The sequence below is a fragment of the Micromonospora sp. NPDC049240 genome (assembly GCF_040647835.1).
Taxonomy (GTDB): domain Bacteria; phylum Actinomycetota; class Actinomycetes; order Mycobacteriales; family Micromonosporaceae; genus Micromonospora.
Map to the genome: position 1 here is coordinate 25930 of NZ_JBEZCX010000020.1, position 15628 is coordinate 41557.

Here is a 15628-nt window from a genome sequence, read left to right on the forward strand (position 1 = left end):
GTGCTCCATCGCAAGGACATCGTCTTCACAAAGCCGCCCATCTTCCGGCCCGGAATCGAAGAGTACGCCACCGCGCACACCTCGCCGGTTGCCGGAGAACTGCACCAGATACAGCAGCGCACGCAACGGGAGTGCCCACAGTGGGCGGACATCGCGTCCACCTCCATCCAGGCCGTCTTCCTCGGCATGCTCGTATCCCTGGCACAGGCCCGAAACGTGTTGGAGGTCGGCACCTTCACCGGTCATGGCGCGGTCGCGATGGCGTCCGCGCTCCCCGCCGACGGCAGGGTGGTCACCGTCGACAGCTTCGTCGCCGACGAGCAGGCCCGCGCGGTCGCCAAGTCGGCATTCGACGCCAGTCCGCACGGTCACAAGATCCGGCTGGTGGAAGGTGACGCGCTTGACGTTCTCGGCGAGGTGAACGGGCCATTCGACATCATCTTCGTCGATGCCGACAAGCCGAACTACCAACGGTATTTCGACCGGATCATGCAACGGCGGTTGCTTTCCCCGCACGGATTACTCATTTTCGACAACACGTTGTGGGGCGGGGCGGTCACCGACCCACCGCCGGCCTCCGGCGTCGAGCTCGACCGCACCACGGACGCCGACGAGTGGTTGCGCGCCATGCGCGGCGACTGGGCGCGGCACCTGGCCGCGTTCAACGCCTCGATCACGGCCGATCCGCGGGTGGAGAACGTGTTACTGACGGTGCGGGACGGCATGACGCTGATCCGACATGCCCGTTGACGGACAGCCGCCGTTGGAGGCGTTGCGGTCGCTGCACTCCGCCGGCGCGCTGGCCACCGAGTTCCGTCGCGTGCCGCCACTGCTGAACCAGCTGGCCCGCGCTCCCGACGCCGCCGCCAACCTGACCCGGGCCGGTCAGCTACTGACCCGCATGGACCCGGCCGACGTGCCCCGGCCGGACCGGCGCGGTCTGCTCACGGTCGCGATCACCAGCGCCACCACCGTACGGCCGTTGCTGGCGCCGTTGACCGCCGAGTGCGCGCGACACGGTCTGCTGATGCGGCCCCACGTGACCGAACAGGACCCGCACGCGCTCGCGCTGCGCCGGGGCGGCGTCGTCGAGGCGGCCCGGCCCAATCTCACGCTCTGGCTGCTGGCCCCGCCGATGGTCACCTCGCGGCTGCCACCCGGCTGGCGGGCACCGGATCTCGCCGCCGTGCTCGCCGCCGTCGGCGACGAGATCGGCGCCGTCGTCAGCGAGGTTCTCGCCACCACCACCGGGCTGCTGGTGCTCAACACGACGCCGCTGGTCCGCGCGCTCAGCCACCAGGCGCGCGACCTGCGGACCCGGGCCGAGGTCGGCGCGTTGTGGCGCGAGTTCAACACGGCCCTGCTCCGGCTGAGCGCGCGCGATCCACGCGTCGTGGTCATCGACCTCGAACCGCTGGCGAACGCCACCGGACCCGTCAGCGACGAGCGCATGGCCGGGTACGCGGGGGTGCACCTCAGCGACGAGCTGTTCGCCGCGTACGCCCGCGAGGTCGGCCACCTCGCCGCCGCGGCGGCCGGGCTCACCCGCAAGGTGCTCGTGGTCGATCTCGACGGCACCCTGTGGGACGGCATCCTGGGCGAGGACGGTCCGGCCGGGATCGCCGCCGCGGGAACGCTGCGCGGGGAGGCGTTCCGCGCCGTCCAACAGCTCCTCAAACACCTGTCCGGGCAGGGGGTGCTCCTTGCCGTGAGCAGTAAGAACGACATCGACGCGGTACGCGCCGTGCTGCGCGAGCACCCGGACATGGTGCTGCGCGAGGCGGACTTCGCGCGCCTCAATGCCAACTGGCATCCCAAGGACGTCAACCTGGACGATCTCGCCACCGGGCTGAACGTCGGCGCGGACAGTCTCGTCTTCGCCGACGACTCGCGTTACGAAGTCGGCCTGATCGCCGCCGCCCGACCGGAGATCGCCGTGGTCGAGCTCGACGACGAGCCGGCGTCCCACGTGTCGCGACTGCTCGCCGACGGCTGGTTCGACGTGCTCGACCTGACCGATCAGGACCGCACCCGCACCGCCGGCTACCACGCCGACGCCGCCCGCACCGAGCTGCGCGATCAGGCCGGCTCGACCGCGGCGTACCTGCGAAGCCTCGGCACCGTGGTGCGCCTGGCCCGACCGCGCCCGCACGAGATCGGCCGGATCTCGCAGTTGACGTTGCGCACCAACCAGTTCAACCTCACCGGCGAGCGGGTGCAGCCGGCCGGTGTCCAACGGCGGCTGGACGATCTCGTGGTCGCCGTGGAGGTCACCGACCGCTACGGCCGCTACGGCATCGTCGGCGCCGTCTTCGCCCGCCGCGACGGCGACACGCTCGACCTCACCAACGTCGTGCTCAGCTGCCGGGTCTTCGGCCGGGACATCGCCGAGGCAGCGGTGATCAGCATGCTGCACCACGCCCGCGACACCGGGTGCGACCAGGTGATCGGCCGTTACCGTCCGACCGGCCGCAACGCCGGTGCGGCGCGGTTCTACCCGGCGCTCGGCTTCGCGCCCGCCGCCGGCGGCTTCCGCCACGACCTGCGGGCTGTGCCGGAGCAGCCCGAGCACCTCGCCGTCGAGAACGACCTTGCCCCGACGGAGGCGGCGTCATGATCGATGAGGCGGAGTTCCTCCGGCTCGTCCGCGACGAGCTGAGCCTGCCGGTGGCCGACACCGGTGACCTCGACGTGGACCTCGACGCGGTCCCCGGCTGGGACTCGATCCATGTGCTGCGGCTGGTGGTGGCCATGGAGAGGCGCACCGGCCACCGGGTGCCCGTCGGCGCCCTGCTGACCCAGCGGACCCTGCGTGGCATCTACCGCCGCGCGACCGCGGCGCCGGACTGACCCGGCACCGCCGCGAGCAACCGCCGGCCCACGTCCTCGACCACCGCACGTTCCTGCGGCGTCAGGAAGAAATGGTCACCGGACCACGTCCGCAGCTCGAACCGGCCCCGGGTCACGTCCCGCCACGCGGCGACGTCGTCGACGGACACCTCCGGATCGGTGTCGGCGCTGTAACCGACGATCGGCACGTCCACCCGATCGACGTGATCCGGATAGTACGTCTCCACCAACCGGTAGTCAGCCCGCACCATCGGCAGCAGCATCGTGCGCAACTCCGGATCGTCGAAGACATGTGCGGTATGACGGTCGAGCCGGCGGATGTCGTCGATCAGCGCGGCGTCCCCGCGAATGTGCAGATCGTTGCGCGACAGGCGATGGGGCGCGGGTCGCGCGGACACGAACAGCATGCGCAGCACCGGGCCGAGGTCGCGCTCCAGCCGCACCGCGACCTCGTGGGCCACCGATGCCCCCAGACTGTGGCCGAAGAACGCCAGCGGCGGTCCGACGAGTGTCGCCGTCGCCGTGCTGATCGCGTCGGCCATCGGCGCCATCGCCTCGATGAACGGCTCCCGGATGCGGTCCTCGCGGCCCGGGTAGCGCACCGCGAGCACCTCGACGCCGGGCGGCAACGCGCCCGGCCAGTTGCGGAAGAAGCTTGCCGCGCCGCCGGCGTGCGGGAAGCACACCAGCCGCGCGGTGGGAGCCGGCACCCGCCGATGCCACCGGAACCAGAGCGGGTCGGCTTGCGTCATCTCGCCTCCTCACTCCGGCCGGACGTCACCATCGACCGGTGCCGCCACGCGACGCCCCCTCAAGCCTTTCACGTTAGTCTATGCGTTGACCGGCTTACGGGCCGAACCCGCCGACCGAAGGGAACACCGTGCGCTGGGCCGACGTCTATCTCGCCGGGACCGGTGCGTATCTGCCCGAGCGTCGCGAGTCCGCGCGGCGGGCCGTCGCGACGGGGCGCTACGACGCCGCCGAGAGCACCGCCAACGGCATCCGCGCCGTCCGCGTCGCCGGCCCCGCCGAGCCGCCGCCCGTGATGGCCGTCGCCGCCGCGCGGCAGGCGCTCGACCGGGCGGGCCGCCCCACCGACGGTGGGCCGACCCTGGTGATCCACGCCAGCCTCGGCCACCAGGGCTTGGACTTCTGGACGCCGGCGCACTACATCCGTCGCGAGACGATCGGCGGCGACGGCCCGACCTTCGAGATCCGGCACAGCTCCAACGGTGGGATGGCCGCGATCGAGACCGCCGCCGCCTACCTGACCGCGATGCCCGCCGTCACGGCAGCCGTCATCACCGCGGCCGACGCGTTCGCCCTGCCGTACGTCGACCGGTGGCGCAGCGAGAACCAGCAGGTGTACGGCGACGGCGCCGGCGCCCTGGTGCTCACCCGCGAGCCCGGCCTTGCCCGCCTGGTCGCGACCGCCACCGTCACCGACTCGGGCCTCGAACCGATCTACCGCGGCGCGGCCGAATGGGTGGCGGCGCCGATGCCCGACGGCGGCCCGGTGGACCTGCGCGGCCGCAAACGGGAGTACCTGTTGCTCAGCCCGGAACGCTACGACGAGGCGATCGAGCAGACCCAGGCCGGCCTGCGCACCGCCCTGGACAACGCCCTGGCCGACGCGGGGATCACTGTCGACGGGGTGGACCTGTTCGTCCACCCGGTCATCGGCGAGACGGTCGTGGCGTACACCTATGGCGAGCGCCTGGGCATTCCGGCCACGGCGACCCTCTACGACTGGGGCCGGGACATCGGGCACCTCGGCGCCGCGGACCAGTTCGTCCAGCTCCATCACCTGCTCGTCAACGGCCTGGTCCGAGCGGGGCGGCACGTCGTGGCCATCGGCTCCGGTGCCGGCTTCGGCTGGACGGTCGCGGTGTGGGAGATCCTGCCTACCGCACCCCGGTGAGCGCGGGGAACTCGGCGACCAGATCGTCCACCGACGGCAGCGCCGCCATCTGCCGGCGTACCGTGTCCGCCCGCTCGCGGTAGGCCGGCTCGCTCAGCACCTGCCGGATCTCCCGCCGCAGCCGCGCGATCGTCGCCTCGGGGGCCGGCGCCGTCGCCGCGACGCCGGCATCGACGCAGCGGGCGGCGTTGTACAGCTGGTCTCCCATGATCGGCATCGTCACCATGGGAACCCCGGCCCCCAGTGCCTCGCGCACGCTGTTCTGCCCGGCGTGCGTGACGAACACGTCGCAGTGGGCCAGCAGCAACGGTTGCGAGATCGTGTCGACCAGCACCACGTGCGGCCGCCCCGGCGCCACGCCCGCCGGCAGCACGCCTGCCGTCGACACGATCGCGTCGACCTCGAGCCCGTCCAGGGCCGTGACCAGCATCCGGACAAGTGCGGGCCCGTAGCCGGTCACATGCGGCACCAGGGTGCCGAGGCTCGCGAAGACCAGTGGGCGTCCGGAACGCCGCTGTTCCAGCCATTCCGGCAGCGACTCACCGGCGGTCAGCGGATCGGCGTGCCGGTAGCAACGCGTGTGCGGCAGCGACTCCTCGGCCCGGTCGTAGCCTGGCGGCAGGAAAGAGGCGTGCCGATAGCGGTAACTCGCCAGCCCTTCCGGGTCCGGCGCGAGGCCGAGCGCCTCCCGGTGCGGCGCCAGCGAGGCCGCCAGCCGATCGGGCCCGTACGTCAGCGCCGTCGCGCCCCCGGTCGACACCGAGACGTGCGGCACGCCGAGCACCTCCGCCGCCAGCGCGCCGCCGAACTCGGTCGACGCCCGGACAATGAGATCCGGCGTCTTCCGCTCGGCCAGTGCCAGCAGGTCAGCGGCGGTTCGCCCGGCCGGCCCTCCCGCCATCTGCTGCGCCACGGTGCGCGCCCCGTCCTCAAGCTCCGCCAGCGGCACGACAGGCGACCGACCGTCCTCGCCGGTGAGCTGCGCCAGCCAGTCGTCCCCGACCGCAGCCGTGGCGAACCCCTGCCGTCGAGCCAGCGGCTCCGCCGCTGCGGGCACCGCGACCGTGACGTCGTGTCCCGCCCGTCGCGCCGCGTCGGCCACCGGCAGCAGCGGCCGGACATGGGACGTCATCGCGTGACTCGTGATCCAGATATGCATAGACGGCCTTCGCTGGATTGGATGAGCGTCACTGTACCGAAGCCGGTGGCTCACTGCCACCGCCCGGCGTCCCGGTTAGAGTCACCGTGTGCACCAGGCGGACGTGACCACCGAGTTGGCCCGGGCGACCGCTCTGATCGGCGGCGGTGACGTCTCCCGCGACCGTCTGATCAGCGAGTGGGCCGCGTCGTCGGATCCGCTGACCCGTTGCGTCCTGGCCCACCACATCGCCGACCTCAGCCCCGACGCTGCCGACGAACTGGCCTGGGACGAGCGCGCCCTGGCCGACGCGGACACCGCCCCGCATTCGTCGGTAGCCCCGTTCTATCCCTCACTGCACCTCAACCTCGCTGCCTCGCACCTGCGCCTGGGCGACCTCCCCGCCGCCCGCCGTCACCTCGACCGCGCCGAAGCCACCCGGTCCGCGCTGGGCGACGACCCGTACAGCGTGATGATCGGCGCCGCCGTCGACCGACTGCGCGCCAGGACCCAGGCTCCGTAACCCGGAGGCGCGCTGCCCCGGATCGCCGGCGACGTCCGGGAGGCGACGGCGCGCCGACAGTGGTGCCCACGGTCGGGCTTCCACGGCGTGACGGGCGGAGATCAGCTCAGAGCCTCGGCACGACGGTGTTCCCGCGCCGACGCGGGCAGTCGGGCGGCCGCGTAGCGCAGGCAGGGCGGCGCCATCACCGAGGTGACGATGGCGACCAGCACGATGACCGTGAACATGGCGGTGTCGAGGACGCCGAGGCGCAGCCCGACCGTGGCGACGATGATCTCGATGACGCCTCGGGCGTTGAGGCCGGCGCCGAGGGCGAGGCCCTCCCAGTGACCCAGGCGGGCGGCCCGGGCCCCGACGTACGCGCCGACGAACTTGCCGACGACCGCCACGGCCAGCACCAGCAGGGCGACACCGAGCACGGCGGGCCGGGCCAGCGCGGTCAGATCGCTGCGCAGGCCGACGGTGGCGAAGAACAGCGGCGCCAGTACGCTCATCACGACCAGCCGCAACGGGGCAAGAGCCTCACGGTCCAGGCTGGCGCAGCCGTTGATCACCAGACCGCCGACGAAGGCGCCGAAGACCGGCTCCAGGTGCAGCGCGTGGGTGGCGGCGGCGAACAGCAGCAGGATCACCACCACCGACGCGACGGTGGGACCACGCTCTCCACCAGCTCGTACCCGCCGCAGCAGCGCGCCGACGAGCGGCCGGGCGAGCCACAGGGCGACCACGACGACGAGGGCCACGGTGCCGACCGCGAGGGCGACGTCGAGGCCGCCGAGACTGCCGGCTGCCATCGCGGCCACGACCGAGAGCAGCAGCCAGCCGACGACGTCGTCCACGATGGCCGCGCTCATGATCAGGTGGCCGATGTCGCGGTGCAGCAGTCGCATCTCCCACAGGGTCTTGGCGATGACCGGGATGGCACTGACACACATCGCCACCGCGAGGAACAGGGCGAAGACCGGGCGGTCGGTGCCGGCCGGGAGCACGCTGGACGGGAGGAGCAGGCCCAGGCCGACGCCGAGCGCCAGGGGGACGACGAGCCCTCCGATGCTGACCCGGGCGGCCACGCCACCGTCGCGGCGTAGCTGCCCGAGGTCCAGGTGCATGCCGGTGAGGCCGACCAGAAGGAGCACGCCGAGTTGACCGACCGCGTCGAGCAGGTGCAGTTGCTCGGACTGCTGGGGGAACAACCACCGGGACAGGTCGGGCACGGCCGCGCCGAGGACCGACGGACCGAGCACCACGCCTGCGGTCAGTTCACCAACCAGCGAGGGCATGCCCGCGCGTGCCGCGAGGCGCCCGAGCGCGACGGCGGCGGCCAGCAGGATGCCCACCTGGAGCAGGAAGATCAGCAGCGAATGGGTGCCGAGAGGTGCGACCGGTATGGCCACCAGGAGTCCTTTCGGTGCGGGCCGCGCGGACGCGGACGGGAAACGCCGCGGCGGAGCCGACCCGCCGCGGCATCGGTGCGGGCCGTGGCGTCAGCCGGTCGACGTAGCACCATTCCCGGATTGACTGTCGCCAACGAATTGACCTTCCCAAATTCGTTGAGATCACTCAAGGCATCGGACAACCGGATCGGGAAGGCTCGCTGGAAGGCGATCGGCGCTGCCGGCGGCGGTTCCCCGGCCGTGAGCCGCTGGATGACCGCTTGTGGCTCTCCATCCCGCCACGGGCGCGGCCCCCTCCGGGTATTGTGCCGGGCGGCATGAACTGTTGCGAGGTGCCCCACCCGGTGGTGGGGAGAATCGGGAAGCCGGTGTGACTCCGGCACGGGCCCGCCGCGGTGACCAGGGAACTGCCGCCCACGCGCACGTGTGCGCAGTCACTGGCCGAACCGGCTGGGAAGGCGGGCGGACCGGTGTTGATCTGGGAGTCCGAAGACCGGCCTCGCGTCATCGGCCCCACCCGGGTGGGGCATGAGCGCAGCGGGAGCCTGCCCATGATCAGCGACATCTACGACGTGATCCACCGCCGCCGCGACGTCCGCGGCCAGTTCACCGGCGAGCCCCTCGCCCCCGGGGTCCTCGACCGGGTGCTGGCTGCGGCGCACGCCGCGCCCAGTGTCGGACTGTCCCAGCCGTGGGATTTCATCCTGGTCCGTGACCGGGACCTGCGCGAAGCGTTCCACCGGCACGTCCGGGCCGAGCGTGACACGTTCGCCGCCACTCTCGACGCCGAGGCGGCCCGGCGGTTCTCCCGCATCAAGATCGACGGGATCATGGAGTCCTCGCTGTCGATCGTGGTGACCTACGACCCCGACCGCGGCGGCCCCGCGGTCCTGGGGCGGCACGCCATCGCCGACGCCGGCCTGTACTCCGTGTGCCTGGCCATCCAGAACCTCTGGCTGGCCGCCGCCGCCGAGAACCTCGGCCTCGGCTGGGTGTCGTTCTATCGCGAGCAGTTCCTCCAGCGGTTGCTCGCCATTCCGGCCGGCATCCGACCCGTCGCCTGGCTCTGCCTCGGCCCCGTCACCCACCTCGAAGCGGTGCCCGATCTCGAACGACACGGCTGGCGCCACCGCCGCCCCCTGCGCACGGCGATCCACCACGACCGCTGGAACCCCGGATCGGTCACGGACTGACGTCTGTCCACCGTGGCTGGGGCCGGTGGCCCGGCCGGCATCGCGCGGCAGGGCCACCGGCCCGGGTGTCGTGACGGCGCCCGACCCGGCGAGGTCGATCAACACGTTTCGATGGCTGGGTCGCGCCCACCCCTGGCGGGAGGGGCGTTGACCCGGGGTCGGGAGGTGTGGCAGCATTCGCGGCCTGACGGCAGTGAAGGAAGCCGGTGTGATTCCGGCGCGGTCCCGCCACTGTCACCGGGGAGTGATCCCCCCTCGCGAGTCACGGCCGTGTGCGTGCGGTTGGAAGGCCGGGGGTGAGCGTCGATCCGGAAGCCAGGATACTTCGGCCGTCGGACGTACCCCAGGGCGTGGACACCCGAGGAGGACCCGATGACGCACGGCATCTCTTTCATCGACGAACATCGTCATGATCCGCACGGTGGACACTCCGCCGCACCCGTCGCCCGCCACGCCGCCGGCCGTGCCGGCGCACCCGGGACGGTTCACGCTCCCGACTGGGCCGCGTGCCGCCGGCGTTGACCGCTCGCCGACCCGCGTCCCGGTGAGTCGCGCCGTGGGTCGCCGCACCCGCTGACGCCGCTCCCATCCCGCTTCGCCCCGGTCGCCTTCACGCGACCCCGGGCGTCACTCTCCGGAGTTTCTCGTGCGCATCCTGCTGCTGTCCACCGCCGACACCGACCTGCTGGCCGCCCGCGCCAGTGACGCCGACTACCGGCTCGCCAACCCCGAGCGGGTCGACGCCGACGCGGTGCCCGCGCTCGTCGACGGCGTCGACCTCGCCGTCGTACGCCTGCTCGGCGGCCGGCAGACGTGGCCGGACGGGCTGGCCGCCGTGTTGGCCAGCGGCGTCCCCACGGTGGTGCTCGGCGGTGAGGCGCTGCCTGACGCGGAGCTGATGGCGGTCTCCACCGTGCCGTCCGGTGTGGTCACCCAGGCGCTCGCGTACCTGGTCGAGGGTGGCCCGGCGAACCTGGGCCGGCTGGCCCGGTTCCTGTCCGACCGGGTGCTGCTCACCGGCGAGGGCTTCGACCCGCCCGCGCCCACCCCGGCCTACGGCGTGCACGGCGATCCGGAGATCGTCCCCGGCCGGCCCACCGTGGGGATCGTCTTCTACCGGGCGCACGCGCTGGCCGGCAACACCGGCTTCGTCGACGTGCTCGCCGACGCGGTACGGGCCGCCGGCGGGAACCCGCTGCCGATCTTCTGCGGCTCGCTGCGGGGGTTGACCACCGGCGCCGGTCCGCTCGGACTCTTCGGCCGGTGCGACGCGCTGCTGGTCACCGTGCTCGCCGCCGGCGGAGCGGTGGCCGCTGACGCCTCCGGCGGCGGCGACGAGGACGCCTGGGACGTCGGCGCCCTCGCGGCGCTGGACGTGCCGGTGATCCAGGCCCTCTGCCTCACCAGCACCCGCGAGCAGTGGGCGGGCAGTGACGCCGGACTGTCCCCGCTGGACGCCGCCATGCAGGTGGCCATCCCCGAGTTCGACGGCCGGATCATCACCGTGCCGTTCTCGTTCAAGCGGATCGACGCCGACGGGCTCTCGGTCTATGCCGCCGACCCCGACCGGGCCGCCCGGGTGGCCGGCATCGCGGTCCGCCACGCCCGGCTGCGGCACGTGCCCGCCGCCGACAAGCGCGTCGCGGTGGTGCTCAGCTCGTACCCGACCAAGCATTCCCGGGTCGGCAACGCGGTCGGTCTGGACACCCCGGCCTCCGCCGTCCGGCTGTTCGCGGCGCTGGCCGACGCCGGCTACCACCTGGGCGACGCCCCGCCACCCGACGACGGCGACGCCCTGATCCACGCGTTGATCGCCGCGGGCGGCCACGACGTGGAGTGGCTCACCCCGGAGCAGCAGCGCGCCGCCGAGGCCCGGATACCGGGACACACGTACCGGCGGTGGTTCGACGAGCTGCCCGCCGCGCTGCGCGAGCGGATGCGGGAGCACTGGGGTGAGCCGCCCGGCGAGCTGTACACCGACGGCGGGGACATCGTGCTGGCCGGCCTGCGCTTCGGCAACGTGGTGCTGCTGATCCAGCCGCCGCGCGGCTTCGGGGAGAACCCGATCGCCATCTACCACGACCCGGACCTGCCGCCCAGCCACCACTACCTGGCCGCGTACCGCTGGCTCGCCGCGCCGGTCGCCGACGGTGGGTTCGGCGCGGACGCCGTGGTGCACCTGGGCAAGCACGGCACCCTGGAGTGGCTGCCCGGCAAGGGCCTCGGCCTGGCGGCCGACTGCGCCCCCGACGCGGTGCTGGGCGACCTGCCGCTGGTCTATCCGTTCATCGTCAACGATCCCGGTGAGGGCACCCAGGCCAAACGGCGTGCCCACGCCGTCGTGGTCGACCACCTGGTGCCGCCGATGGCCCGCGCCGAGACCTACGGAGACCTGGCCAGACTGGAGCAACTGCTCGACGAGTACGCCACCGTGCAGGCCCTCGACCCGGCCAAGGCGCCGACCGTGCGGGCGCAGATCTGGGACCTGGTCTGCGCCGCCGAACTGCACCACGACCTGCACGCCGAGGCGATGCCCGACGCCGACGACTTCGACGACTTCGTGCTGCACCTCGACGGCTACCTCTGTGAGGTCAAGGACGTGCAGATCCGCGACGGGCTGCACGTCCTCGCCGCCGCCCCCACCGGCGAACCGCGGGTCAACCTGGTCCTCGCGGTGCTACGCGCCCCGCAGGTCTGGGGCGGCACCCGTGCCCTGCCCGGCCTGCGGCAGGCCCTCGCCGGCGCGTACGGTCTCGACGAGCAGGCGCTGCTCGCGTCGCCGGGGCGGCGGGTGGCCGTGCCGGCCGCGCTGACCGAGGTCGTGGACGGGCCGTCGGTCACCGCCGCCGACGCCGTCGACCTGATCGAGGCGCTGGCGCGCCGGCTGGTGGTCGGCCTGGAGACCCTCTGCTGGGAGGCCGACGCGGTCGAGGCGGTGGTCGCGGAGGTGACCGGCCGGGCCGTCCCGGACGCCGCCGCGGTGCTCCGCTTCGCCGCCACCGAGGTGGTGCCCCGCCTGGCGCGGACCACCGACGAGCTGACCAACACCCTCGGCGCCCTGGACGGCCGGTTCGTGCCGCCCGGCCCGTCCGGCTCGCCCACCCGGGGGCTGGTCAACGTGCTGCCCACCGGTCGCAACTTCTACTCCGTCGATCCCAAGGCCATCCCCAGCCGCAACGCCTGGGACGTCGGCACGGCGCTGGCCGACTCGCTGCTCGCGCGGCACCTCGCCGACACCGGCGTGTACCCCCGGTCGGTCGGGTTGTCCGTCTGGGGCACCAGCGCCATGCGGACCCAGGGCGACGACATCGCCGAGGTGCTGGCCCTGCTCGGCTGCCGACCCGTGTGGGACGACCGCTCGCGGCGGGTCACCGGCGTCGAGGTGGTGTCGACCGCGGAACTGGGCCGGCCCCGCGTCGACGTCACGGTCCGCATCTCCGGGTTCTTCCGCGACGCGTTCCCGCACGTGGTGGCGCTGCTCGACGACGCCGTCCGGCGGGTGGCCGCGCTGGACGAGCCGGACGCGGAGAACTTCGTCCGCGCGCACGTCGCCGCCGACCTGGCCGAGCACGGCGACGAGCGGCGGGCCACCGCCCGGATCTTCGGCTCCAAACCGGGCGCGTACGGCGCGGGGCTGCTGCCGCTGATCGACGCCCGTACCTGGCGCAGTGACGCCGACCTCGCCGAGGTGTACGCGGTCTGGGGTGGCTACGCCTACGGCCGCGGTCTCGACGGGCGGGAGGCGCGTGCCGACATGGAACGCTCGTTCGCCCGGATCGCGGTGGCCGTGAAGAACCAGGACACCCGCGAGCACGACATCGTCGACTCCGACGACTACTTCCAGTACCACGGCGGGATGGTGGCGATGGTCCGCCACCTGACCGGCGCCTCGCCGGAGGCGTACGTGGGTGACTCGGCGATGCCGCACGACGTGCGCACCCGGACGCTGGGCGAGGAGACCCGGCGGGTGTTCCGGGCCCGGGTGGTCAACCCGAAGTGGATCGCCGCCATGCGCCGGCACGGCTACAAGGGCGCGTTCGAGCTGGCCGCCACCGTGGACTACCTGTTCGGCTACGACGCCACCGCCGGGGTGGTCGACGACTGGATGTACGAGCACCTCGCCGCCGCCTACGTCTTCGACGACACCACCCGTGACTTCCTGGAGCGGTCCAACCCGTGGGCGTTGCGCGGCATCACCGAGCGGCTGCTGGAGGCCGCCGACCGGGGGCTGTGGGCCGAACCGGAGCCGGCCACCCTGGACCGGCTCCGCGACACGTACCTCGCCAGCGAGGGTGACCTGGAGGAACGCGCATGAGCACCTACCCGTTCAGCGCTGTGCTCGGCATGGCCGACATGCGGCTGGCGCTGCTGCTCAACGCCGTCTCCCCGGCGATCGGCGGGGTGCTGGTGCGGGGCGAGAAGGGCACCGCCAAGTCCACCGCCGTACGGGCCCTCGCCGCGCTGCTGCCACCGGTGCGGCGGGTGGCGGGCTGCCGGTTCGGGTGCGATCCGGCCGCGCCCGACCCGGCCTGCCCGGACGGTCCGCACCCCGCCGGCGCCGCCGCCGAGACCGTGCCGGCCCGGCTGGTCGAGCTGCCGGTCGGCGCCGCCGAGGACCGGGTGGTCGGCTCGCTGGACCTGGAGCGGGCCCTCGGCGAGGGGGTACGCGCCTTCGAACCGGGCCTGCTGGCCGCCGCGCACCGCGGGGTGCTCTATGTCGACGAGGTGAACCTGCTGCACGACCACCTGGTCGACCTGCTGCTCGACGCCGCCGCGATGGGTCGCAACCACGTCGAGCGGGAGGGCGTCTCGGTCAGCCACGCCGCCCGGTTCCTGCTGGTCGGCACGATGAACCCGGAGGAGGGTGAGCTGCGCCCGCAGCTCCTCGACCGGTTCGGGCTCACCGTCGAGGTGGGCGCCAGCCGGGACCCGGCGGTCCGCGTCGAGGTGGTCCGTCGCCGGCTGGCCGCCGACGCCGACCCGGCCGGCTTCGCCGCCCGCTGGGCCGAGGCCGAGGCGCGGACCGCCCGACAGGTGGCCGCCGCCCGGCAGCGGCTCGCCCGGGTACGACTGCCGGACTCCTCGCTGCGCCAGATCGCCGAGGTCTGCGCCGCGTTCGACGTGGACGGGATGCGCGCCGACATCGTCACCGCCCGTACCGCCATGGCGCACGCCGCCTGGCACGGGCGGGACCGGGTGACCGTCGACGACGTCCGGATGGCCGCCCGGCTGGCCCTGCCGCACCGGCGTCGCCGCGACCCGTTCGACACTCCCGGCCTGGACGACAAGCGCCTCGACGAGGCGTTGCAGCGCGCCCAGGACGAGCACCCCGACGACCCGGACGACGGCGGCCCCGACGGCGACGGCCCGCGGGACGGCGGTCCAGGCGGTCCGGGCGGTCCCGGCGGTCCGGGCGGTCCGGGCGGTCCGGGCGGTCCGGGCGGCCACGGTGGGGCCGCCGGGGACGGTCCCGGCTTCGGCGGGGGCGGCCCGGACGGGCGCGGCGGAGACCGGGGTGCCGGGGACGGTCGCGGTCCCGACGTGGCAGACCCGGAGGCGCACGGTTCCGGCGGGCGCGGCACCGTCGACGCCGAGCGACGCGGACCCGACGGAGAGCCGTTCGCCGGGGACGGGCCGCCCGGTCCCGGCGGGCGGGCCGACGGCGGCCGGCCGGGCGACGGCGGCAGCGACGACCGGCGTCGGGGCCGGCCCGGTCCGGGCGACGGCGGCGCCGGCCCTCAGTCGGTGGCCGTACCCCGGGGTGGGCTGACGGCGCGGCTGCTCACCGCGCCCGGGGTGGGGGACGGGGTGCCCGGTCGGCGGTCCCGCGCCCGCACCGGGCGGGGCCGCACCACGGGCGCCCGGGTGCCGTCCGGTCGGGTGGCCGCGCTTCACCTGCCGGCCACGGTCCGCGCGGGCGCGCCGCACCAGGCGGCCCGGGGTCGGCTCACCGGCCCACTGCGGCTGCGCCCGGACGACGTGCGCGAGGCGGTCCGCGAGGGACGCGAGGGCAACCTGGTGCTGTTCGTGGTGGACGCCAGCGGGTCGATGGGCGCCCGCGAGCGGATGACGGCGGTCAAGGACGCCGTGCTCGCCCTGCTCACCGACGCGTACCAGCGGCGGGACAAGGTGGCGGTGATCGCCTTCCGGGGCGACCGGGCACGCACCCTGCTGCCGGCCACCTCGTCGGTGCTGACCGCCTCGATCCGGCTGGCCGAGATGTCCACCGGTGGGCGTACCCCGCTGGCCGAGGGCCTGCTCGCGGCGGCCGACCTGCTGCGCCGGGAACGGCTGCGCGACCCGAAGCGCCGCCCGCTGGTGCTGGTCGTCACCGACGGTCGTGCCACCGCGGGTCGGCGCCCGCTGGAGCGGGCGGCCACGGCGGCGACGGTGCTCGCCGCCACCGGCGCTCCCTGCGTGGTCGTCGACTGCGAGTCGGGTCCGGTCCGCCTGCGCCTGGCCCACCGCCTGGCCACCCAGCTCGACGCCCCCCGCCACCCGTTGCACGCGGTCACCCGGCCGTCCGCCCGCGGTCCCGCACGCGCCGCCCCGGCGTAGCGGACGACGCGCGCCCATGACCGACCGTCCGACCGGAGTGCCGACGAGGAG

Annotated in this window: 11 protein-coding genes and 2 riboswitches; of the genes, 8 read left to right on the forward strand and 3 right to left on the reverse strand. The window is 73.8% G+C overall.

What is annotated here, in order from left to right:
• The 3 genes from AB0B02_RS26225 to AB0B02_RS26235 are packed head-to-tail and all read left to right on the forward strand — an operon-like array spanning position 1 to position 2850.
• Positions 1-750, forward strand: coding sequence for a class I SAM-dependent methyltransferase (locus AB0B02_RS26225; RefSeq protein ID WP_357304518.1), 750 nt, complete (start codon positions 1-3; stop codon positions 748-750).
• Complete coding sequence (locus AB0B02_RS26230; RefSeq protein WP_357304523.1) at positions 740-2617, forward strand: HAD-IIIC family phosphatase; 1878 nt, start codon at positions 740-742, stop codon at positions 2615-2617. Before AB0B02_RS26225 ends, AB0B02_RS26230 begins: the two co-directional genes overlap by 11 nt.
• Positions 2614-2850, forward strand: a complete 237-nt coding sequence (locus AB0B02_RS26235; protein WP_281939081.1) for an acyl carrier protein — start codon at positions 2614-2616, stop codon at positions 2848-2850. Before AB0B02_RS26230 ends, AB0B02_RS26235 begins: the two co-directional genes overlap by 4 nt.
• Here the strand turns inward: AB0B02_RS26235 and AB0B02_RS26240 are convergent.
• Complete coding sequence (locus AB0B02_RS26240; RefSeq protein WP_357304526.1) at positions 2820-3602, reverse strand: alpha/beta fold hydrolase; 783 nt, start codon at positions 3600-3602, stop codon at positions 2820-2822. The genes AB0B02_RS26235 and AB0B02_RS26240 overlap by 31 nt on opposite strands.
• A 128-nt stretch (positions 3603-3730) precedes the next feature.
• Here AB0B02_RS26240 and AB0B02_RS26245 point away from each other — a divergent pair, with 128 nt between their 5' ends.
• Complete coding sequence (locus tag AB0B02_RS26245; RefSeq protein WP_281939085.1) at positions 3731-4771, forward strand: ketoacyl-ACP synthase III family protein; 1041 nt, start codon at positions 3731-3733, stop codon at positions 4769-4771.
• On the opposite strand, the gene AB0B02_RS26250 is transcribed toward AB0B02_RS26245, so the two are convergent.
• Positions 4755-5903, reverse strand: a complete 1149-nt coding sequence (locus AB0B02_RS26250) for a glycosyltransferase (RefSeq protein WP_357304529.1) — start codon at positions 5901-5903, stop codon at positions 4755-4757. The two genes, AB0B02_RS26245 and AB0B02_RS26250, sit on opposite strands and share 17 nt — an antisense overlap.
• Before the next feature lie 115 nt (positions 5904-6018).
• Here AB0B02_RS26250 and AB0B02_RS26255 point away from each other — a divergent pair, with 115 nt between their 5' ends.
• Complete coding sequence (locus AB0B02_RS26255) at positions 6019-6432, forward strand: hypothetical protein (RefSeq protein WP_357304533.1); 414 nt, start codon at positions 6019-6021, stop codon at positions 6430-6432.
• A gap of 101 nt (positions 6433-6533) precedes the next feature.
• Here AB0B02_RS26255 and AB0B02_RS26260 read toward each other — a convergent pair whose 3' ends face one another.
• The gene (locus tag AB0B02_RS26260) at positions 6534-7826 is read right to left on the reverse strand and encodes a cation:proton antiporter (RefSeq protein WP_357304536.1); all 1293 of its coding nucleotides are present in this window, start codon (positions 7824-7826) and stop codon (positions 6534-6536) included.
• A 313-nt stretch (positions 7827-8139) separates the two neighbouring features.
• Positions 8140-8343: riboswitch (cobalamin riboswitch) on the forward strand.
• 34 nt (positions 8344-8377) lie between these two features.
• On the opposite strand from AB0B02_RS26260, the gene bluB reads away from it, so the two are divergent.
• From bluB to AB0B02_RS26275, 3 genes are all read left to right on the forward strand, one after another.
• Positions 8378-9019, forward strand: coding sequence for a 5,6-dimethylbenzimidazole synthase (bluB, locus tag AB0B02_RS26265; RefSeq protein WP_357304539.1), 642 nt, complete (start codon positions 8378-8380; stop codon positions 9017-9019).
• 196 nt (positions 9020-9215) lie between these two features.
• A riboswitch (cobalamin riboswitch) is annotated at positions 9216-9345 on the forward strand.
• 320 nt (positions 9346-9665) lie between these two features.
• Complete coding sequence (gene cobN / locus AB0B02_RS26270) at positions 9666-13334, forward strand: cobaltochelatase subunit CobN (RefSeq protein ID WP_357304542.1); 3669 nt, start codon at positions 9666-9668, stop codon at positions 13332-13334.
• Complete coding sequence (locus AB0B02_RS26275) at positions 13331-15577, forward strand: VWA domain-containing protein (protein WP_357304545.1); 2247 nt, start codon at positions 13331-13333, stop codon at positions 15575-15577. Before cobN ends, AB0B02_RS26275 begins: the two co-directional genes overlap by 4 nt.
• Positions 15578-15628 lie beyond the last annotated feature (51 nt).